23 protein-coding genes are annotated in these 19970 nt (G+C 75.1%); 10 read left to right on the plus strand and 13 right to left on the minus strand.

Annotated elements, in window-relative coordinates:
* Positions 1–74 precede the first annotated feature (74 nt).
* The gene (locus tag LV78_RS34910; protein WP_253850353.1) at positions 75–3263 is read left to right on the plus strand and encodes a hypothetical protein; all 3189 of its coding nucleotides are present in this window, start codon (positions 75–77) and stop codon (positions 3261–3263) included.
* Positions 3264–3267: 4 nt separating this feature from the next.
* Positions 3268–3468 carry a hypothetical protein gene (locus tag LV78_RS34915; protein ID WP_253850354.1) on the plus strand — a complete coding sequence of 67 codons (201 nt, stop codon included), beginning with the start codon at positions 3268–3270 and terminating at the stop codon, positions 3466–3468.
* Here LV78_RS34915 and LV78_RS34920 read toward each other — a convergent pair.
* Positions 3465–3857, minus strand: coding sequence for an acyl-CoA hydrolase (locus tag LV78_RS34920; protein WP_253850355.1), 393 nt, complete (start codon positions 3855–3857; stop codon positions 3465–3467). The two genes, LV78_RS34915 and LV78_RS34920, sit on opposite strands and share 4 nt — an antisense overlap.
* 268 nt (positions 3858–4125) lie before the next feature.
* Between LV78_RS34920 and LV78_RS34925 the strand changes: the two genes are divergently transcribed.
* The gene (locus LV78_RS34925; RefSeq protein ID WP_015802185.1) at positions 4126–4479 is read left to right on the plus strand and encodes a GntR family transcriptional regulator; all 354 of its coding nucleotides are present in this window, start codon (positions 4126–4128) and stop codon (positions 4477–4479) included.
* Positions 4480–4496: 17 nt separating this feature from the next.
* On the plus strand, positions 4497–5243 hold the full coding sequence (locus LV78_RS34930) for a TetR/AcrR family transcriptional regulator (protein WP_253850356.1): 747 nt from the start codon (positions 4497–4499) through the stop codon (positions 5241–5243).
* On the opposite strand, the gene LV78_RS34935 is transcribed toward LV78_RS34930, so the two are convergent.
* Complete coding sequence (locus tag LV78_RS34935) at positions 5221–5409, minus strand: PspC domain-containing protein (protein WP_096494322.1); 189 nt, start codon at positions 5407–5409, stop codon at positions 5221–5223. The genes LV78_RS34930 and LV78_RS34935 overlap by 23 nt on opposite strands.
* Positions 5410–5752: 343 nt before the next feature.
* On the opposite strand from LV78_RS34935, the gene LV78_RS34940 reads away from it, so the two are divergent.
* Positions 5753–6544: a polyprenol monophosphomannose synthase gene (locus LV78_RS34940; protein WP_253850357.1), complete on the plus strand. Its 792-nt coding sequence runs from the start codon at positions 5753–5755 to the stop codon at positions 6542–6544.
* 139 nt (positions 6545–6683) lie between these two features.
* On the opposite strand, the gene LV78_RS34945 is transcribed toward LV78_RS34940, so the two are convergent.
* The 7 genes from LV78_RS34945 to LV78_RS34975 all read right to left on the minus strand — a co-directional run bounded on the left by LV78_RS34945 (position 6684) and on the right by LV78_RS34975 (position 11801).
* Positions 6684–7028, minus strand: coding sequence for an RNA polymerase-binding protein RbpA (locus LV78_RS34945; protein WP_015802189.1), 345 nt, complete (start codon positions 7026–7028; stop codon positions 6684–6686).
* A gap of 463 nt (positions 7029–7491) precedes the next feature.
* A complete protein-coding gene (locus tag LV78_RS34950; RefSeq protein WP_253850358.1) occupies positions 7492–8028 on the minus strand; it encodes an NUDIX hydrolase in 537 nt (178 codons plus the stop codon).
* 186 nt (positions 8029–8214) lie between these two features.
* Complete coding sequence (locus LV78_RS34955; protein ID WP_253850360.1) at positions 8215–8442, minus strand: hypothetical protein; 228 nt, start codon at positions 8440–8442, stop codon at positions 8215–8217.
* A 203-nt stretch (positions 8443–8645) separates the two neighbouring features.
* Positions 8646–9602: a helix-turn-helix domain-containing protein gene (locus LV78_RS34960; protein WP_253850362.1), complete on the minus strand. Its 957-nt coding sequence runs from the start codon at positions 9600–9602 to the stop codon at positions 8646–8648.
* A gap of 158 nt (positions 9603–9760) precedes the next feature.
* Positions 9761–10429, minus strand: a complete 669-nt coding sequence (locus LV78_RS34965; RefSeq protein ID WP_253850364.1) for a nucleoside/nucleotide kinase family protein — start codon at positions 10427–10429, stop codon at positions 9761–9763.
* Between the two features lies 1 nt (position 10430).
* The gene (locus LV78_RS34970) at positions 10431–11009 is read right to left on the minus strand and encodes a helix-turn-helix domain-containing protein (protein ID WP_253850366.1); all 579 of its coding nucleotides are present in this window, start codon (positions 11007–11009) and stop codon (positions 10431–10433) included.
* A 72-nt stretch (positions 11010–11081) separates the two neighbouring features.
* The gene (locus LV78_RS34975; protein ID WP_253850368.1) at positions 11082–11801 is read right to left on the minus strand and encodes a thymidine kinase; all 720 of its coding nucleotides are present in this window, start codon (positions 11799–11801) and stop codon (positions 11082–11084) included.
* A 105-nt stretch (positions 11802–11906) separates the two neighbouring features.
* On the opposite strand from LV78_RS34975, the gene LV78_RS34980 reads away from it, so the two are divergent.
* Both LV78_RS34980 and LV78_RS34985 read left to right on the plus strand, forming a co-directional pair.
* Positions 11907–12221 (plus strand): PadR family transcriptional regulator, encoded by a 315-nt coding sequence (locus LV78_RS34980; RefSeq protein ID WP_253850418.1) that lies wholly within the window; start codon positions 11907–11909, stop codon positions 12219–12221.
* On the plus strand, positions 12218–12982 hold the full coding sequence (locus LV78_RS34985; RefSeq protein WP_253850370.1) for a hypothetical protein: 765 nt from the start codon (positions 12218–12220) through the stop codon (positions 12980–12982). The genes LV78_RS34980 and LV78_RS34985 overlap by 4 nt, the downstream gene beginning before the upstream one ends.
* Positions 12983–12986: 4 nt before the next feature.
* Here the strand turns inward: LV78_RS34985 and LV78_RS34990 are convergent, their stop codons facing one another.
* The gene (locus LV78_RS34990; protein WP_253850372.1) at positions 12987–14396 is read right to left on the minus strand and encodes an MFS transporter; all 1410 of its coding nucleotides are present in this window, start codon (positions 14394–14396) and stop codon (positions 12987–12989) included.
* Between the two features lie 64 nt (positions 14397–14460).
* On the minus strand, positions 14461–15237 hold the full coding sequence (locus tag LV78_RS34995; protein ID WP_253850374.1) for a glycerophosphodiester phosphodiesterase family protein: 777 nt from the start codon (positions 15235–15237) through the stop codon (positions 14461–14463).
* Between the two features lie 67 nt (positions 15238–15304).
* Here LV78_RS34995 and LV78_RS35000 point away from each other — a divergent pair, with 67 nt between their 5' ends.
* The 3 genes from LV78_RS35000 (at position 15305) to LV78_RS35010 (ending at position 18548) form a co-directional block, all read left to right on the plus strand.
* Positions 15305–15754 (plus strand): hypothetical protein, encoded by a 450-nt coding sequence (locus tag LV78_RS35000; RefSeq protein WP_253850375.1) that lies wholly within the window; start codon positions 15305–15307, stop codon positions 15752–15754.
* Between the two features lie 89 nt (positions 15755–15843).
* Positions 15844–17865, plus strand: a complete 2022-nt coding sequence (locus LV78_RS35005; RefSeq protein ID WP_253850377.1) for a putative bifunctional diguanylate cyclase/phosphodiesterase — start codon at positions 15844–15846, stop codon at positions 17863–17865.
* A gap of 23 nt (positions 17866–17888) precedes the next feature.
* Positions 17889–18548 carry a VOC family protein gene (locus LV78_RS35010; protein WP_253850381.1) on the plus strand — a complete coding sequence of 220 codons (660 nt, stop codon included), beginning with the start codon at positions 17889–17891 and terminating at the stop codon, positions 18546–18548.
* A gap of 54 nt (positions 18549–18602) precedes the next feature.
* On the opposite strand, the gene LV78_RS35015 is transcribed toward LV78_RS35010, so the two are convergent.
* Both LV78_RS35015 and ku read right to left on the minus strand, forming a co-directional pair.
* Positions 18603–19058: a PPOX class F420-dependent oxidoreductase gene (locus tag LV78_RS35015; RefSeq protein ID WP_253850383.1), complete on the minus strand. Its 456-nt coding sequence runs from the start codon at positions 19056–19058 to the stop codon at positions 18603–18605.
* Between the two features lie 45 nt (positions 19059–19103).
* Complete coding sequence (gene ku, locus LV78_RS35020; RefSeq protein WP_253850385.1) at positions 19104–19931, minus strand: non-homologous end joining protein Ku; 828 nt, start codon at positions 19929–19931, stop codon at positions 19104–19106.
* Positions 19932–19970 lie beyond the last annotated feature (39 nt).

The following is a 19970-nucleotide window of genomic DNA, read 5'->3' on the forward strand; positions in this document are numbered from 1 at the left end:
TCGCTGTGACGCGTCCCCGACCTCGCGGATTCCGCCCCCACCCCCGATCCGACTTGTCCAGAATGGCCCCTGTGATGATCTTGGCCCGTGACCTGCTCGACCGCGTCGCCCCCCTCTCCCACTCCGCCCGCCAGCGGGCGCTGGCGATGACGGCGCGGGACACCACTCCCGAGGACCTGGGCGCGCTGCTGGCCGAGCTGCACGCCGCGGGCGGCCACCCCCGGCACGTCGGGCTGTCCCTCGCCGCCTTCGCGGGCGACGTCGACCACGTCGTCCGCTGCCTGCCGAGCATCGGCACGCCCCCCGACGAGCACGAGCAGCAGGACCGGTCCCTCACCGCCAGGGCCCTCGTCGCCGCCGTGCGCGTCGGCGTGCCCGCCCCGACGGTCGCGGCCGTCCTGCCCGCGCTCTCCGAGCACCTGCGCCACGTCCTGCACCGCGCGATCCGCCGCCGCAGGGCCACCGACCTCGCCGAAGCCCTCCTTCCCCTGGTCCGCGACCGCTTCGGCGACGTCGAGGCCGCCGCGCTGCTCGCCGCCTGCGCCGACGCCACCGTCGCTCGCCTGCTCCCCGGCCTGGAGCACGCGATCACCGGCTGGGCGCGGCTGGCCGAGCGGCACCCGCGCGCGGTGCTCGGCTTCGTCGCCGAGCAGCCGTTCAGCCGGTCGGCGCGCCACTTCGCCGACGCCGTCCGCGCGGCGGGCCCCGCCGCTCCCGACCTCGCCCTCGCCCACGTCGAGCGGGCGCTCGACGCGGGCGTCCCGGCCAAGGAGTACCGGGACCTGCGCACCACGCTGCTCAGGCACGACCCCACCCGCGCGGTCCGGCTGTTCACCCGCTTCCCCGACCTGCTCGGCTGGGGCCGGTGCAGCACGGCGTTCTGGCGGGCGTGCGCGGCGCAGGGCGCCGACGTGCTGGCGGCACTCGTGCGGGGCCTGCGCGGGAAGCACCACCTCGCCGCGCTGCTGGCCGTGCTGCCGCCCGCCACGTGCGCCGCGTTCGTCCCCGACGACACCGAGTCCCCAGAGCTGCTGCTCCTGCTGCCCGCCGCCGAGCGCGTCGAGCGGGTCCGCGCGCTGCTGGCCCGCGCCACCCCGGACGACTCCGCGCACCGCAGGCTGTCGCTGACCGCGCTGCTGCCGTGGGCCGAGGCGCGCGACGCGCTCGTCGCGGCGACCGGCGACCCCGATCCGGACGCGCGTGACAACGCCTACGAGCTGTTCGCGCTGGCGGCGAGCCGGGAGCCGGGCGCGTTCGGCGAGGTCGTCGCCCGCTTCGACCGGTTGGCGCGCGACCGCGACCCGGTGCGGCGCAGGGTGCTGACCACGTTCGGGCAGCTTCCCGCGCACACCGTGCGCGCCGAGGACGCCGAGGCGTGGACCGCGCTGCTGGTGGCCGCGATCGACGCCGAGGACTCCTCGTCGGCCACGCGCGACGCGGTCCTGGAACTGCTCCCGCGCATGATCGGCGACCGGGTGGACGGCGCGCTGGTCGACGCCGCGCTGACCGTGCTGGCGCGGCTGGCCGAGGTGTCGCCCGACCTGTACGTGTCCGACCTGTACCACCCCCGGATGGCCGAGGCGCTGCCGCCCGGCCTGGAGCACCGCCTGTTCGAGGCGCTGCGCCCGAGGATCGAGGCCGACGCCCGGCGCGGCGAGCACACCGTGCTGCTGGACCTGGCGGGCGAGCTGGGCAGGCGGGCGTGGGTGATGCCCGCGCTCCAGTCGATGCTGGCGGACGCGACGGCGGCGCGCGACGAGGACGCGGCCCGCCGGGCGACGGCGCTGTGGCTGGCGGCCGACCCCGACCGTGTGACGCCGCTGCTGGCCCGCGACCCGTCGGCGGCGGCGCGGCCGGAGGTGCTGGCCGTGGTGTCCCGGCGCACCGACCTGGTCGACGAGGTCGTCGCCGCGACCGGGGACGGTCGGCCGTTCCCGCTGTTCACCGGCGGTTTCCACCGCTGGACGCCTGCCCAGGCGCAGTCCTACGCGACCGCGCTCGCCGCCGCCGCGGGCGACGACGGCGCGCTGGTCCAGGAGCGCGTGGCAGCCGTGCGCGTGCTCGGCCTGGTGCCCGGCGCGGCCGACCTGCTGCGCCCGCTGCTCGACGACCCCGACCGCGCCGTCGCCGAGGCCGCGCTGCACGGGCTGGCCGCCGCCGACTCGCCCGACGCCGACGCCGAACTCCTCGCCCGGCTCGACGGCCCGCACGCGCTCAAGGCGGCGCGCGCCCTGGTGCGGCGCGCGGCGCTCGTGCCGCCGTCGCACCTGGCCGGGCTGGTGGCGAGCCTGCTCGCCTCGGACAAGGTCGGCGCGCGCAAGACCGGGGTGCGGCTCGCCGCGGCCCACCGCCTGCCCGGCGCGGCCCGGCTCCTGGCCGACCAGCGCGGGTGGCACCGGGACCTCGACGTGGCCGTGGTCGCGGCGGCGGGGACGCTGCCCGCCGACGAGGTGTCGTGGGAGGTGCTGCGCTGGGCGCTGGACCGGCGCGACACGGCCGACGCGGTCCTGCGCCGGGCGCCGCGCCGGGTGCCGCCCGCCCACCGGGAGCGCTACGCGCGGCTGGTCCTCGACGCCACGCGCTTGCCCGACGGCCCGACCTCGGGGGAGGCGGCGGGGCGGCTGCGCGCGTGGAGCCGGTGGCTCGACGGCGGGGAGGACCTCGTCGTGGACCTGGTGGTGGACCTGTCCCGCCGGTCGGGCTGGTGGAACGCGCTGCTGTCGCTGGCGGCCGACGCGGACGCGCTGGTCCGCGTCGCCGGGCGCCTGGTGGCGCTGGACGACGTGGACACCGACGAGCACGACCTGCCCGTCCGCAGGCGCCTCGCCGCGCTGGTCGGCCGGTTCGAGCACGCGAGGCCGACGCGGGCCGCCTCCGACGCGCTGGTCGCGCTGCTCGCGCCGGAGCACCCGGACCTCGCGGTGGACGTCGCGGTGGCCGCCGTGGACTGCGCCGACCCCGGCGCGGTGCCCGACGCCGTGCGCGTGGCGCTGCGCGCCGCGACGACCCCCGGCCTGCTGGCGGAGGCACGGCTGAAGGTGGCCAAGCGGCTGGGGAAGGAGTACGTGGCGCACGCCGAGCGGGGCGGACTGGTGCGCGCGCTGCTGGAGGTGGACGCGCGACTCGCGGTGGCGGTGCTGTCGACGCTGGGCACGGACGAGATCGGCGCCCCGGAGTGGCGGTCGGTGCTGCGGTCGCTGCGCGTCGACGACGATCCGGACGTGCGCCTGGCCGCACGACGGGTGTTCGCCACGCCCCGGTGAGCGGGTGGGGGCCGAGGGCGTCGGCCTGGCCGCGTGGCCGACCGGGCGGGCGCGGGGCGGGTGGACCGGCAAGCTGCACCCGGCCCGCGCCCGCCCACCGCGAGGCCACAGGCTCCGCGGGTGGACGGCCGCCGTCCGCTACCAGGCCACCGTCGGCGTCGCCGCCATCGACACCTGGCTGCGCCACACCTGGAACACGACCTAGTCCGCAGGTGTGGGCACGACCAGCGTGCCGCGCGCCCTGGCCACCACCAGCGGCGGCTCCAGCACGTCGGCGGCGGTGGGGCCGCGCAGCGGGGCGGCCCGGCACACCACCCGCGCCTCGAACTCGACCTCCCGCGACCGGTTGCCGATCCGGACCAGGGTCGCGTCGGCCTCCACCACGTCACCGGCCTGGACCGGGGCGGGCAGCTCCACCGACTCGTAGCCGTCGAACAGCCCCTCGTCGCCGTCGGCGCGGATCAGCAGCTCGGCCGCGACCTCGCCGAACAGGGACAGCGGGAAAGCCGGGTCCACCAGCCCGCCGCCGCGCCGGGCGTGCGAGTGCGGCACGTAGCGGCGGTGGGTGACGGAGAACCCCTCGTACAGGCTCACGCGGCGACTTCCTCCTCCTGGGCGCGCCCCCGGCCACCCCGTCGTGGTCCCGGTGGACGCGCTGTCGCCCCGGAACTCCCCCGAGCGGGGTCGGGCGAAACCCCATTCGTGCGGGAAGGCCGTGGGGGCGCGCCGCACGAGTGCCCCCACCACGCGCGTCACCCCACCCGGCCACCACCGCGCACCGGGCCCCGTCCCCACCCCCGCCGCCGACGCGCTTCGGCGTGCGGGGTGACGCGGTACCCGGACGTTCTGCCACTATCGACCGGTGATCAGTCTCGACCCGGTCTCCCCCGTGCCGCCCTACGAGCAGGTGCGCTCCCAGTTCGCCCGCCAGATCGCCGAGCGCGAGCTGGCGGTGGGAACCCGGCTGCCGACGGTGCGCGCCCTGGCCGCCGAGCTGGGGATAGCGGTCAACACCGTGGCCCGCGCCTACCGGGAGCTGGAGGAGGCCGGGCTGATCGAGACGCGCGGCCGGGCGGGCACGGTGGTCAGCGCGGCGGGGGAGCGCAGCCGGGAGCTGGTGCTGGGGGCGGCCCGGTCGTTCGCGGCCACCGCGCGCGAGCAGGGGCTGACCGCGCAGGAGGCGTTGGAGATCGTCCGGGCGGCGCTGGCCGACTGATTTGGCAGACTGAGCCGGTGAGCAACGAGCACGACCCGGCGCGGGTGCTGGCGCTGCTGTGGCGCACCGACACGCGGCCCACCCGGCGCGGTGGGCCCGGTGTGGACCGGATCGTGGCGGCGGCGGTCGCGCTGGCCGACGCCGACGGGCTGGCGGCGCTGTCGATGCGGCGGGTGGCCGAGGCGCTGGGCGTGGGCACGATGTCGCTGTACACGCACGTGCCCGGCAAGGCCGAGCTGGTGGAGGCGATGGTCGACGCGGTGAGCGCCACGACGCCGCGCGAGCCGGTGGCAGGCGGGTGGCGGGAGCGGCTGGAGGCGGTGGCGCGGGACAACCGGGCGCTGCTGCTGCGGCACCCGTGGCTGCTGGACGCGCCGCTGCACCGGGCGGTGCTGGGGCCGGGGACCATCGGCAAGTACGAGCACGAGCTGGGCGCGGTCGACGGCATCGGCCTGGACGACGGCGAGATGGACGCGGTGCTGACCCTGGTGCTCGGGCACGTGCGGGCCACCGCGCGCGCCGCGGTGGACGCGGAGCGCGCGCGGACCGGGTCGGGGATGGGGGACGAGCAGTGGTGGGCGAAGGCGGGTCCCGCGCTCGCGGCGGTGCTGGACGAGGAGCGGTACCCGCTGGCGGTGCGGGTGGGCGCTGCGGCCAGCACCGCCCACCGGGCTCCGCACGACGCCGAGCACGCGTTCGCCTTCGGGCTGCGGCGGGTGCTCGACGGCGTGGCCGCGCTGGTCAGTAGCCGCGCGAGGGCATGATGATCCAGAGCGCGAGGTAGATGATGAACTGGGGTCCGGGCAGCAGGCAGGAGAGCACGAACAGCAGCCGGACGGTGTTCGGCTTCCAGCCGTAGCGCTGGGCCAGGCCCGCGCACACCCCGGCGATCACTTTCTGCTCACGCGGCCTGCTCAACGTCGTCGTCATGCCTCCACCTTCCCCTCGGACGGGGGGTCACCGCATCGGTGACAACCCCGATATCTGGACTCGGGGTTCCCGATCTTCCCGGCGGTTACTCCTACCGCTGCGCCGAACGGGGGTTGACGTGCGCGTACAGTGCTGCCGGGCGGTCGGGGCGCAGGGGGGTGGCGCGCCGACACCGCTGGTGGCGGGCCCCGCCGCCGGGGGAGGGACTACTCTTGCCCTTCGGCTTGGCGCGTGGCCCGAGTGGGGGATGCCCGCACCGGACCCGGCCAGGCCGGTACTGAACGTGATCGGACGACGGAACGCGTCCGGCGCCCGCGACCGGGCGGCGGCGAGGAGGAAACGGATGACGGACCAGCAGGCGCAGCCTGACCGCGAGCTCGGGCCGGTGCTGGTGGTGATCCCGACCTACAACGAGCGGGACAACATCGGGAAGATCGTGAAGCGGCTGCACGCCGCCCTGCCGGACGTGCACGCCCTCGTGGTCGACGACGGCAGCCCGGACGGCACGGGCGAGCTGGCCGACGCGCTGGCCGCCGCCGACGAGCGGGTGCACGTGCTGCACCGCACCGAGAAGGCCGGTCTGGGCGCCGCCTACGTGGCCGGGTTCGGGTGGGGTCTCGACCGGGGCTACGCCGTGCTGGTGGAGATGGACGCGGACGGCTCGCACGCGCCGGAGGACCTGCCCAGGATGCTGGCCGCGCTGCCGGACGCCGACCTGGTGATCGGGTCGCGGTACACGCCGGGCGGCGCGGTGGTGAACTGGCCGAAGAAGCGCGAGTTCTTCTCGCGGGGGGCCAACCTGTACGCGCAGCTGGCGCTGGGCGCGCGGATCAAGGACATCACGGCCGGGTTCCGGGCGTACCGGGCCGAGGTGCTGCGGAACCTGAAACTGCACAACGTGGCGTCGGCGGGCTACTGCTTCCAGATCGACCTGGCGTGGCGGACCGTGGAGCGCGGGTACCGGGTGGTGGAGGTGCCGATCACTTTCACGGACCGGGAGATCGGGCAGTCGAAGATGAGCGGCGACGTGGTGCGCGAGGCGCTGGTGCGGGTCACCAAGTGGGGGCTGCGCAGGCGGTTCACCCAGCTGCGCGACCTGTTCGCGCCGAAGCCGAAGGCCGGGGCGAACCGCTAGCGGAGAACCGCTGAAAGCGGACGAGGGCCCCACCGCCGAGCGGTGGGGCCCTCGTCAACCAGGCCACAAAATGAAGCCGAGCGGTGAGTGTCCAGGAGACGCTTTTCCTCCTGGACACTCAGGCCTCGGCTTCTAGAAATTACGCAGTTCGGGTGCGGCGGCCCTTCAGCTCTTCGAGCCGCTCGTCGAGCAGCTCCTCCAGCTCGGGGATCGAGCGGCGCTCCAGCAGCATGTCCCAGTGGGTGCGCGGGGGCTTGACCTTCTTGGCCTCGGGCTCGTTCCCGTCGATGATCTTGGACTCCTGGCCGTGCAGGCGGCACTCCCAGGTGTGCGGGATCTCGGCGTCGTCGGAGAAGGGGACCTCGAAGTCGTGGTCCTTGGGGCAGGCGTACCGCACCGACCGGCGGGGGGCGAGGTCGTGATTGCGGTCGGTCTCGTAGCTGACTGCTCCGAGCCGGCTACCCCGTAGAACGCGGTCGGCCATTGGCGGTGTCCTTTCGCTCGGCTCAGGGCCGGGGCCCAGGCTGGTGCTCACCGAGTGCAACGACCGGACTGCTCCGTTCGTTCCCGGTATGGATTTCTGGTCGCCCACAGTGACGTCTTTCACCAGTCAACGAAGGCTCCCACCTAGGGGAGGTCCGCGCGACGGGATCGTGACGCGCCATCAGGCTCTTGGGCTACAGCGTCACACTGACGGAGTAGCTGAAGCGTCTGATCGTGCTCGGGTCACCGTGTTACGCACACGTTGTGCGACATTACACCGGATTTAACCCGCCAGTAGCCAACTTCGACAGCAAGTTGATTACAGATGGTTATCTGCTTGTCGCTCGGGGGCGAGGCCGCAGGTCCCGAGTGGACGGTCACTGCGGGGTAGCCCGCCCGTGTTGGGCTCACCCGTTCGGACGGCCACTAAACGTAGTCCTAGTCACATGATCGACACGAAGTCCTCAGTGTCGATTGAGACCCCCATCGCCGTCACCAACTCCCTCACCAGCAACGACGTCGGGCCCGGACGACCGCGCGCCCGGCAGGCGGGTCAGCAGGTCGCGCTGCGCGGCCACCACCAGTCGAGCGGCCTCCTCCAGGTCAAACCAGCCGACCCGGTCGACTTCCGGGAACGCCTTGAGCTGCCCGGACCCCTTCGGCCACTCCAGCTCGAAGGTTCCCGGCGTCACCGAGTCGGGGTCGAGATCGCCACGAAGGGACCACGCCACGACCGTCTTCCCCCCGGACTGCCGCACCGTCCCCAGCGGTTCCAGGGGCCCGTCCGGCACGGGCACGCCCAGCTCCTCCGCGAACTCGCGCCGCGCGGCGGCCTCGGGCTCCTCGCCCTCCTCCACCTCGCCCTTGGGGATCGACCAGGCCCCCGCGTGCTTGCGCGCCCAGAACGGACCGCCCATGTGCCCGAGCAGCACCTCGGTCCGCCCGCCCGCACCGGTCCGGTGCAGCAGGATGCCCGCGCTGAGCCGCGCCGTCGTGGTCACGGCCCGACAGTGTGCCGCACTCGGGGCCCGATCCGCACCGAATGTTGCCAAGTCGCGAGGAATTGGGGTGAGCACGGCTGCGGCGTGCCGCAGTGACCACCCGTCCGTGTGGCCGGTCGCCGGGGTGGGCGCGCGCGTGAAGGCCCCCGTCCGGAGGGGCGGACGGGGGCCTTCACGGGGTTCGGCTCAGTCGCGGTCGTGGCTGTGCTCGCCGCCCACGGCCTTGGCCTCGGCGGGCTGGGCGTGCGCGCCCGCGCGACCGGCCAGGGAGGGGTCCGCGGACTCGGGCTCGCCGAAGGCGCCGCTGGTGACCCCGCTGCTCGTGCCGTCCTGCCTGACCCGCCCGCCCCTGCGCGCCTGCTCCTCGGTGTCCTCGCGGTTGCCGAACTGGCCGGGGTTGTCCTGGTCCGCCACTGCTCCTCCGCCTCCCTGCGCTCCACGTGCCGAGCCGGGTGGGTCGAGCACCCGACGCCCCGTGCGGGGTCAGGGGCAGCAATACCCGCCAGGGGAGTGGCGAACCACGAACGGGGGAGACGCGGTCGGGTTTTTTGTGACGCTCCGGGGCGCGAGCCCGCCCACCTGGGACGGGTGGCGCGCCCCCGTTCGCCGGGAGGGGGTCAGACCTGGCGGCCGAGCAGGCGCACGGCCAGCGCCAGCCGCAGCCGCAGCATCCCCGCCGCGTCGCGCAGGCTCCACCCCAGCAGCACCTCGGCGCGCTGCAACCGCACCCGCAGCGTCGAGTGGTGCACGAACAGCTCCTGCGCGGCGGCCCGCTGGTTCGGGGCGTTGGCCACCGCCACCAGCGTCGGCAGCAGCCACGGCGCCTCCTCGGCCGCCGCCGTGAGCACCGCCGCGTCCGGCGTCGTGGTGCCCGGCGCGACCGCCGCCGCCAGCATCTCCAGCCCGCCCAGGTCCTCGGCCCGCACCACGCGCGGACCGGGGTCGGCCGTGGTGCCCTCCGCGGTCAGCCGCAACGCCGTCAGGGCGCGCGCCGCCGACTCGGGCAGCCGGTGCGCGGGCACCGCCGGTCCCACGCCCGCCCGGCCGCGCACCGGCACCGGGTCGCCCTCGGGCTGCACCAGGACCTTGCCGTGCGGCTGGGCCAGCACGCGCAGCCTGCCCTCCGGGTTGAGCCCCAGCGCGCGCAGCGCGGCGAGCCGGGCCTCCAGGGGCGTGCCCGCGGCGATCGCGGTCTCCAGCAGCGGCGCGGTGGGCGTGTGGGTGGGGCCGGTGACGGGCCGGTGCCGGATCAGCACCGCAGCCGCCGCGCCCGCGCGCTCCAGCACCAGGGTGTCCAGGTCGCGGCCACGCGCCGGGCTCTCCAGCCACAGGGTGGCCGCGCCGTCCAGCACCCGCACCGCCAGCCAGTCCGGCTCGGGCCGGTCGGGGCTGTCGCGGCGCTCGCCGTCCGGTTCGACCCGGATCACCACGCGGCGGGTCCGGTCGACCAGGCGCGCGGGCAGGCCGGACAGCTCGGCGGCGGCGCGCGCCACCGCCTCCAGGTCGGCGCGCCTGCGCAGCAGGTCGTCGAAGCGGGCCACGACGCGCTCCGCGCCACCGGGTCCGGGTTCCATCGATGCGGGTGGTTCCGCAAGGCTCCGCACGGTCTCCCCCCTCACGATCGGCTGCGCCACCTACTCTCCCAGCCCCTGCCCCGGTCGGACCAATCGCCTCCTGTGACGATCCCGGAAGCGCTGGCCTGCCCACGCCCTGCGCGGGCAGGCCGGGGTGGTCAGTCGTGCGAGCCCAAGCGGAGCAGGACTGGAACGCGCAGATCGTCGTGGTCGACGACGGCGCACACGCGGGCTTCAGGATGACACTCCGAGAGGTACCTGCGCTGCCCTTCGACGTACCGCCGGTTCGAGGGGTGCCCCGGATCGGGGTCCGAGCCGTCTCGGATGGCCATGCGAGCCCCGGACACCGCGAAGCGCACGCGCAGGAAGATCCCGCAGTCCCACAGCGGGGCCAGCTCGTCCCGGTGCAGGAAGATCCCGTCGAGCAGCAGCACCGCGTCGCCCGGGACGAGCTGCGGTTCCCGCTCGACGGGCCGGTCGGTGGTGTGGTCGAACACGGCGGTGCGCGCCAGGCGGTCGCCGCCGGGCGCGAGCGGGTCCAGCAGGGCGCGCCGCAGCGCCGGGTAGTCGTACGAGTCGGCGAAGAACCCCTCGGGGTCGTGCCTGCCGCGCCGGTGGCGGACCGCGCGCGGGTGGTGGAAGCCGTCCACGCCCGCCCGCACCACCGGCCGCCCCAGCGGGGCCAGCGCGTCGGCGAGCTGGTCGGCGAAGGTGGTCTTGCCCGCCCCGTCGACCCCGTCCACCGCCACCCGCGCGATCCCGCCCGGCCGCACCGCCGCCACGTGCCCGGCCAGCAGCGCCAGCAGCCGCGCTCGCGCGCCGGTCACCTCAGCCGTCCTTGCGCGTGGACCCGGTGCGCATGTGGATCTGCTCGCCCTGCTTGCCGAACAGGCTCAGCACCTCCACCGGCCGGTCCGGTTCGGCGGCGCCGAACCAGTGCGGCACGCGCGTGTCGAACTCGGCGGCCTCGCCGGAGACCAGGACCACGTCGTGCTGCCCGAGCACCAGCCGCAGCCTGCCCGCGAGCACGTACAGCCACTCGTAGCCGCCGTGGGTGCGCGGGTCGGGGGCGTCGCCCCGGTAGGGGATGAGCATCTTGTACGCCTGGATGCCGCCGGGCTGCTGGGTGAGCGGCACGACGGTCATGCCGTTGCGGCGCACCGGCGCGAGCCGCACCCTGGGGTCGCCCACCGGCGGCGCGCCGACCAGCTCGTCCAGGGGCACCCGGTGCGCGCGGGCGATCGGCAGCAGCAGCTCCAGGCTGGGCCGCCGCTGCCCGGACTCCAGCCGCGACAGGGTGCTCTTGGAGATCCCGGTGACCTCCGCCAGGTCGGCCAGCGTGGCCCCGCGCGAGGTGCGCAGCGCGCGCAGCCGCTCCCCGACCTGGCCGAGCACGTCCTCGTCCACGTCCCGCCCCTCCCTCCGACCCGTCCCACGTCCGGCAACGCGTGTTGCCATTATGCGCCGGGGCGGGGGTGGTCAGGTCAGGCTGAGCTGCCCGTCGCGCACGGCGGACGGGCCGAGGTCGCCGGTGCGGTAGTGCTTGCGGCAGAGCACCTGGTAGCGCACGTCGTCCGCCGCGACCTGCACCACGTCGGCCACCAGCACGGTGCTGCCGTCGCGCACCAGGACGTCGTCGTGCACGCGCCCGTTGAACCGGCCGGGCAGCCCGCACCAGCACAGCACCTCGACCTGGATGGCGTTGAGCTCGTCGGCCAGCTCGAACAGCCTGCGCGAGCCGGGGAACATGGCGCTGCGGAAGTCGGTGGCCAGGCCGAAGCAGTAGACGTCGATCTGGGCGTCGTCGGCGAGCTCGGCGAGCTGGTCGACCTGCTCGGGGTCGAGGAACTGGGCCTCGTCGACGATCAGGTAGTCCACCCGCTGCCCGCGTCCCCAGTGCTCGCGCACCAGCGCGCCCATGTCCATGTCGTCGTGGACCTCCAGCGCGCGGCGGGCCAGGCCCATGCGGCTGGAGATGGTGGGGGTGCCGGAGCGGTCGTGGCGCACCAGCAGCAGGCCGCAGCGGCCCTGCCGGGCCTGGTTGTGGTCGATCTGCAGGGCCAGGGTGGACTTGCCGCAGTCCATCGGGCCGAAGAAGAACCGCAGGCTGCCCGCAGCTCTCACCCCGCGCCGCGCGCCCGCGGCGGGCACGGACGCCAGGGCGTCGGTCGGGTCGAGTGCGGGGTTGGTGGGTTCCACGGCGCGCAACCTTAATGCGCCGGGCACCGGGCGCGGTCACTCAGGTGGGCGAGCGACACTGGACCTAATATCGTGTCTCGCGATATAACGTGTCGGGTGAAGCCCATGACGGAGCAGGCGCTCCTCGTCCTGACCGCCCTGACCGAGGGCCCCCGGCACGGCTACGCGATCGTCCAGCACGTCGACGCGCTGTCCGAGGGGCGCACCCGGCTGCGGGTGGGCACGCTCTACGGGGTGCTGGACCGCCTGGTCGCCGAGGGCCTGGCCGAACCGGACCGCGACGAGGTGCACCAGGGCCGGTTGCGCCGCTACTACCGCATCACCGAACCGGGCGTGCGCGCGCTGACCGCCGAGGTCGCGCGCCTGGACGCCACCGTGCGCGCGGCGAGCGCCGCCCTCAGGGCCAGGGAGACCGGATGAGCAGCCCCGACGAGTCGAGAGCGGGCGAGCCGGCAGCCGGGGACGGCGGCAACCTGGAGCGCCGCTACCGGGCGCTGCTGCGGCTGCTGCCCGCGCGCTACCGCGCCGAGCGGGCCGACGAGATGACCGAGGTGTTCCTGGCGGGCCGCGAGGACGACCTGGACCGGGAGCACGGCTGGCCGGGCTGGTCCGAGGCCGCCGCCACGCTCGCGCTGGCCGCGCGGCTGCGCCTGGGCGACACGCGGGCGGGCCGCGCCGTGCGGCTGGTGGCGTTCACCGGCCTGCTCGGGCACACCCTGCTGTCCGTGCAGGAGGCCACCACGACCCTGCGCGCCGACCTTCCGGTCCCGGCCGCCGACCTGCTGGTGCTGGCCCTGGCCCCGCTCGCACTCCTCGCGCTGCTCACCGGCCGCGCCACCACCGCCGCGCTCACCGCCACGGCCGCCGCCGCGCTGGGCCTGCCGCTGCTGGCCGCCGAGGGCCCCGCCCTGGCCTGGGCGCTGACCACCCAGGCCGCCGCGTGGACCACCGCCGCCGCCCTGTGGGCCGGGCAGCGCCACCGCGAAGCCCCCGGCGCCCGCTGGAGCGTCGCCGCCGCGACCGCGACCACCGCGTGGACCGCCTGGTGCCTGCTCGCCCCACCCGTCCTGGCCTACCACCACCCGTGGCTGCTCGCCGCCGCCACCACCGCGCTCACCGCCGTCGCGGGGATGAGAAAAGCGGGGCCGGGGAAGAACCCCGACCCCGCCACGACGAGCTAGCGGATCAGACCGTCTCCGGCACCGGGTTCCCCGACGCCTTGATCGCCCTGCGCACCGGCACGAACACCATCAGCACCAGCCCGACCGCGAAGAACACCACCAGCGACACGATCGCCAGCCGGAACGACCCGGTGGCCTGCCCGACCCCGGCGAACACCAGCGGCCCCAGCCACGAGGTCGAGCGCTCGCCCACCTCGTACAGGGAGAAGTACTGGGCCTCGCGCCCCGGCGGGATCATCTGGCTGAACAGCGACCGCGACAGCGCGTTCGTGCCGCCCAGCACGATCCCGATCCCGGCCGCCAGCGCGAAGAACTGCCCCTGCTGCCCGGCCTGCACGAAGTACGCCGCGCCCACCACCACGATCCACACGCCCAGGCTGATCATGATCGTGCGCTTGGTGCCCCAGCGCTTCGCGCCCCACCCGTGCAGCAGCCCGCCGAAGAACGCCACGAACTGCACGATCAGGATCGTGGTGATCAGCACCGACTGCTCCAGCTTCAGCTCGGCGCTGCCGTACTGGGCCGACACGTTCGCCACCGTGGCGATGCCGTCGGTGTAGATCAGGTACGTGCCCAGGAACGCCAGGGTCAGCGGGAAGCCCTTGGCGAACCTCAGGGTCTGCCCCAGCTCCTTGAACCCGGCCGTCACCACGCCGAACCCGCGCTCGCCGCCGTGCGGCGCCTGGTGGGCGCGCAGCCCCCGCAGCGGCACCAGCGTGAACGCCGCCCACCAGATGCCCGAGAGCACGAACGCCAGCCGCACCGACTCCGACTGGGTCAGCCCGATCGCGTCGTGGCCCAGGTACAGCGCCAGGTGCAGCGCCAGCGCCAGGCCGCCGCCGAGGTAGCCGAACGCCCAGCCGCGCGAGGACACCGCGTCGCGCTCCTCGGGGGTGGCGATCTCCGGCAGGAACGCGTAGTACACCACCACCGAGGCGCCGTAGCAGATGTTGGCGATGATGAAGAGCCCCACGCCCAGCTGCCAGTTCGTGCCGGTCACGGTGGCCAGCGCCATGGTCGCGGCCGAGCCGGTGAACGCCAGCGCGCCCATCATCGCCCGCTTGTTCTGGGTGCGGTCGGCGATGGCGCCCATGACCGGCAGCACCAGCACCTGGATGACGGTGGCCACCGACAGCAGGTAGCCCCACAGCGACCCGGCCGGGAACTCCAGGCCGAACAGCGAGATGTCGCAGTTGACCAGCGAGTTCTCCTGGCCGCCGTCCAGGCACGGGGTCGCCCCGTTGCGGGCGGTGTCGCCCTGCGCCGCGACCTGCGCGATCGAGCCCAGGTACAGCGAGAAGAACACCGTGATCACCGATGTGGGGAACACCGAGTTCGCCCAGTCGTACCAGATCCAGGCCCGCTGCTCTCTACGGCGATCGGCGGGGGGCGCACTGCTGTCGGCCACGCTCATGGGGGCGGACTGTATCCGTCCAGAGGCCCTCGGCAGGCCCTCCTCGGCCAACCTGTTGTGAACATCAGGTGGCCGTCCACGCCCCGCGCTCGCGCAGCACCTCCCGCAGCACGTCCGGCCGGTCGCTGACCAGACCGTCCACCCCGAGGTCGAGCAGCCGCCGCATCTCGTCGGCCTCGTCGATGGTCCACACGTGCACCTCGCCCCCGCGCCGGTGCGCCGCCCGCACGAACCTGGCGTCCACCACGGTGAGCCTGCCCTGGTTGACCGGCACCTGCGCGATCACCCCGCGCGCCGCCGAGCCCACGCCCGGCACCCGGCAGCCCGCCCACAGCGCGGCCACCGAGCGCGGCCCCATCGACGTGAGCAGCTCGGGGCCGAGCAGCTTGCGCAGCCGGGCCAGGCGCGCGTCGGAGAACGAGGCCAGGCACACCCGGCCCAGCGCGCCGGTGCGGCGCAGCAGCTCCACCACCGGGGCGACGGCGGCGTCGGACTTGACGTCGATGTTGAGGAACGCCCCCGGCAGCTCCTCCATCAGCTCCTCCAGGCGCACCACCGGCTCCCGCCCGCCCACGCGGGCCTCGCGCACCCGCGCCCACGGCAGGTCGGAGACCACGCCCGTGCCGTCGGTGGTGCGGTCGAGCGTGGAGTCGTGGTGCACCACGACCACCCCGTCCGAGGTGGTGTGCACGTCGGTCTCCAGGTAGGAGAACCCCTCCGCCACCGCGCGGCGCATCGCCGACAGCGAGTTCTCCATGCCCTCCAGCTCGCCCAGGTGCCACCCCCGGTGCGCGAAGGCGCGCGGGTTCGGGCCGGACAGGTACCGATGGCTCAGCTTCACGCGCCGAGTGTGCACCGGCGGCGTGGCGCTGGAACAACCAGCCGGTGTCCGGCTACCGTCGCCGCCCATGGAGCTGGCAGGCCCCTCCCACTACCCCGGCGCGGCCCGCGCGGACGTCGACGACGCCCCCGGCGGGCCGGGCACCGAAGTCGACCCCGCAGCCGCCGACCCGGCCGCGCCCCGCCGAGCGCGCCGCGAGGACGCCCGCCACTGCGCCTGGTGCGGTCGCCCCCTGCCCGACCAGGGCCGGGTGGGCAGACCGCGCCGCTACTGCGCCCAGCCGTGCCGCCAGCGCGCCTACGAGCGCAGGGCCGCCGTGCAGCGCGGCGGCCTGCCCGAGGACGCCGTCGTGCTCTCCGCCGCCGAGCTGGCCGACCTGCAGGACCGGCTGTTCCAGCTGCGCTGCGCCGCCGAGGACGTCGCCTCCGCCGCGGCCGAGGGCGCGGACCCCGCCGAGCTGGGCGAACTGGCCGCCGGACTCGCCGACACCGCGCGGGGACTGGAGCGGTTGCGCTGAGTGGTGTTGGCTGGGACCCCACCCGCGCGCCCACGAGGCGCGCGTGGACACCAGCGGCCACGAGCACAGCGGCGACACCGGGAGGACGCGTGGGCGGCGCGTGGCACCGAGAGGTGCTCCAGCGGACCGACATCGGCTACGGCGTGACGGACCCCGCCACCACCCTGAGGTGGGCCAACCCCGCGCTGGCAGGCATCCTCGGCATCGACCCCGAGAAGCTGCCCGGCCGCTCCCTGTCGGCGCTGCTGCCCGGCGCGCCCGACCGGCCGAGGCCGGGCCTGGCGCTGCTGACCCCGGCGGGGGAGGGGCACCGGTGGCTGGAGGTGACCTGCCAGCGGCTCGACGCCCCCGACGGCGACCTGCTCTACCGGGTGGCGGACGTGACCGCCTGGCGCGACCGGGAGCTGGAGGCCACGCACGAGGCCGACGCGCTGCGCCGCGCCCAGGTGCTCGGCCGCATGGGCACCTGGGAGTGGCACATCGCCGAGGACCGCGTCGAGTGGTCCGACACCCTGCTGGGCATGTTCGGCTACCCGGCCGGGACGGCGCTGGACTACGCCGCGTACACCGGGCACGTCCACCCCGACGACCTGCCCACGATCCAGTCCACCCTCACCGAGGCGCTGCGCACCGGCGCCGGGTTCTCCTACACGCACCGCATGACGCTGGGCGACGGCGTCACCGAGCGCTGGTTCGAGTGCTTCGGCGAGGTCGTCACCGACCGGGACGGGACCCCGCAGCGGGTGCTGGGCACCGCGCACGACATCACCCAGTCCCGGCGCGTGCACGACGAGCTGCTCGCCCTCGCGGAGCAGGACCCGCTGACGGGCCTGGCGAACCGGCGGGCGGTGACCCGCGAGCTGGAGCGCCGCCTGGCCACCGGCGGCTCCGGGTCGCTGCTGCTGCTGGACCTGGACAACTTCAAGGACGTCAACGACCTGCGCGGGCACGCCGTCGGCGACCGGCTGATGCGGGCGCTGGCCGCCGCGCTGCGCACCCGCCTGGAACCGGAGCACCTGATCGGCAGGCTGGGCGGCGACGAGTTCGCGGTGGTGCTGCCCGACACCAGCCCCGCCGACGCCGCCCGCGTGGCCGAGCACCTGCGCGACACCATCGCCCGCCTTCCGCTGGCCACCCCGGCCACCCGCACCACCATCAGCACCGGCGTCGCCGGGTACGGCACGGGCGGCGACACGTGGGAGCTGGTGCTCGCCAACGCCGACCTGGCGCTGTACGCGAGCAAGGCGGCGGGCCGCAACCGGGTCACCGTGTACGAGCCGGGCCACTACGCCGACACCGCCAAGCGGGTGTCCGTGCTGGACCGGCTGCGCGGCGCCCTGGACGGCGGGGGCCTGGCGCTGCACGCGATGCCGATGGTGCGCCTGGCCACCGGCCGGGTCCTCGGGCACGAGCTGCTGCTGCGCCTGGAGGACGGGCAGGAGCCGCGCCTCGGCCCGGCGGACTTCCTGCCCGAGGCCGAGCGCACCAACCTGGTGCACGAGATCGACCGGTGGGTGCTGGCCACCGCCATCGACACCCTGGTGCGCCACCCCGACCCGGAGCTGCGGTTCAACGTCAACGTCTCCGGCCGCACCCTGGAGGACCCGGAGTTCGGCGGCTTCGTCCTGGACCGGCTCGCGGGCGCGGGGGTGGCGCCGGGACGGCTCGGCATCGAGATCACCGAGACCGCGGCCGTGACGAACCTGGACGCCGCCCGCACCCTGGCGCACCAGCTGCGCGGCCACGGCTGCCGGATCGTGCTGGACGACTTCGGCTCCGGGTTCGGCTCGTTCGTGCACCTCAAGCACCTGCCCATCACCGGCATCAAGATCGACGGCGAGTTCGTGCGCGGCATCGACGAGCGCGGCCCGGACGCGGTCCTGGTGTCCGGGATCATGCGCATCGCCCAGGGCCTCGGGCTGTCCGCCGTGGCCGAGTGGGTGGAGCGCCCCGAGCAGGTCCGCACCCTCACCAGCCTCGGCGTCCGCGTCGGCCAGGGCTTCCACCTGGGCGGCCCGGTTCCGCTCGGGCAAGTCCTTTCAGCCCAACCGCAGGCACCGGACGGCGCATTGTCCCCGGAGCGAAACCCTGCGATAGATAGGCGTTCCTAGATCAAAAAGCCGATCGGAAGTCGATGCCCACCCCCACCACACGAGGACTGCGCCGCCTTGAGCTGAGCGCGTCCCGACCCGAGTCCGCGATGAACTTCTACGCCGAGCTGTTCGGCTGGGTCGTCATCGCCGAACCCGGAGACGCCTACAGCGGATGGGCGGGCGACCGCCTGGCCACCCGCATCAGCCCAGGGGAGGACCCCACCTGGCGCGTCACCTTCGCGGCCAAGCAGCCGCGCGTGATCGACGCGCACACCGACACCGACGCGGGCCGCCCGCTGCACGGGCCCTGGGCCCCGCCGCCCAGACCGGGCGAGCCCTGCTGGGTCGAGCTGGTCAACCCGGTCGAGGACGACGCGCACTGGACCGCCGAACTGGGCTGGACCAGCCGCACCCCCGACGAGGACTTCTCCCTGTACGACAGCATCACCGCGCAGCCCAGGGCCGTCACCGGCAGGCTGCGCACCGACCAGGCGCTGCCCTCGGGGTGGCTGACCTACTTCGCCGTCCCGGACCTGGCCGCCGCGCTCGCCACCGCGAACGCCCTCGGGGCGAGCACCGTGGCCGAGCCGCGCCGGGTGCCCACCGGGCACGTGGCGGCCATCGCCGGGCCGGACGAGCGGATCTGCGCGCTCCTGGAGGCCCCGGCCGGGTGGGGCGGCGAGCACCACCGGGCCGACTAGCCCTCCGGGCCGCTCCTCCCCGAGCCCGGTCCGGCGCGCGTCCTGACCCGCGCGCTACCGCCCAGGCGGGAAACCACCGGTGGCGATCGGCCCCCAGCCGTCGATCGCCACCCGCACCAGCACCTTGCCCTGCTTGAGCATCGCCGCCCGGTACTCGTCCCAGTCCGAGTGCTCGCCCGCGATGCAGCGGAAGTACTCCACCAGCGGCTCCAGGGCCTCGGGCAGGTCCAGCACCTCGGCCACGCCGTCCACGTGCACGTAGGGGCCGTCCCAGTCGTCGGAGAGCACGCACAGGCTCACCCTGGGCTCGCGCCGGATGTTGCGCACCTTCGCCCGCTCCGGGTAGGTCGACACCACGATCCGGCCCTGCTCGTCCACCCCGCAGGTGACGGGGGAGGACTGGACGCCGCCGGAGGCGCGGGAGGTCATGAGCACCGCGCGGTGGCGGGGACGCAGGAACTCGACCAGCGCGGCGCGGTCCACGGCGTCGGCGGTAGCGATCTTCACCATGCGGCGAGCCTAACCAGCCGGTGGGACGGGCGCGGGTCAGCGCCGTCAGCGCCGTCCGCCGCGCAACCGCTCCAGGCTCCGCCGCAGCGCGGCCAGCAGCTCGCCGCCGGTCTCGCCCGGCGCGCGCGAGGCGGGGATGTCCACCTCCGGCACCTCGGCCGGTTCCCCTGGCCCCGCCGGTTCCGCCCGCTCGCGCTCCCGCTGCCGCTCGGCGACCTTGTCGGCCACCACCCGCGAGAGGCCCGCCGCGTAGGCGTCGGAGAACGCGGCCGGGTCGAAGTCCTCGGTCATCGCCCCGACCAGCGAGGCCGCCAGCCCCAGCTCGCGCTCGCCGGAGACGGCCACCGGCACCACGAAGTCCGGTTCCCGCACCTCCTCGGCCCACGCCAGCACCTGGAGCACCAGCACCCCGCCGCGCGGCCGGACCACCGCCACCACCTCGCGCGCGCGCAGCGGAACGCGGGCGATCCCGACCAGCCCGCCGCGCTCCAGCACCTCCCGCAGCACCGAGTACGACCCGGTGCCCGGCTCCTCCGGCTCCAGGTAGTAGGCGCGCCCCAGCAGCACCGGGTCGACCTGCCCGCCGGGGCAGAACTGCACCACCTCCACCGCCCGCGAGGGCAGCGCCCGCAGCCCGGCCAGCTCCTCGTCCTCCACCAGCACCACCCCGGCCCCGGAATCGTGGCCGCGCGCGAGATCGGCGGCCTCCAGCTCCTCGCCGCACAGCTCGCACACCCGCCGGTGCCGCACCCGGCCCCCGTCGACCCGGTGCACCTGGTGCAGCCGCACCCCGCGCTCCTGCCGCACCGGCGTCAACCGCACCGGGAACGACACCAGCCCGACCGTCACCGACCCCCGCCACGTCGCGCGCATAACCCCTGGGTACAGCGCCCGCACGCCCACACCCAAGAA

It is taken from the genome of Actinosynnema pretiosum, assembly GCF_024171695.1.
GTDB classification, from domain to species: domain Bacteria; phylum Actinomycetota; class Actinomycetes; order Mycobacteriales; family Pseudonocardiaceae; genus Actinosynnema; species Actinosynnema pretiosum.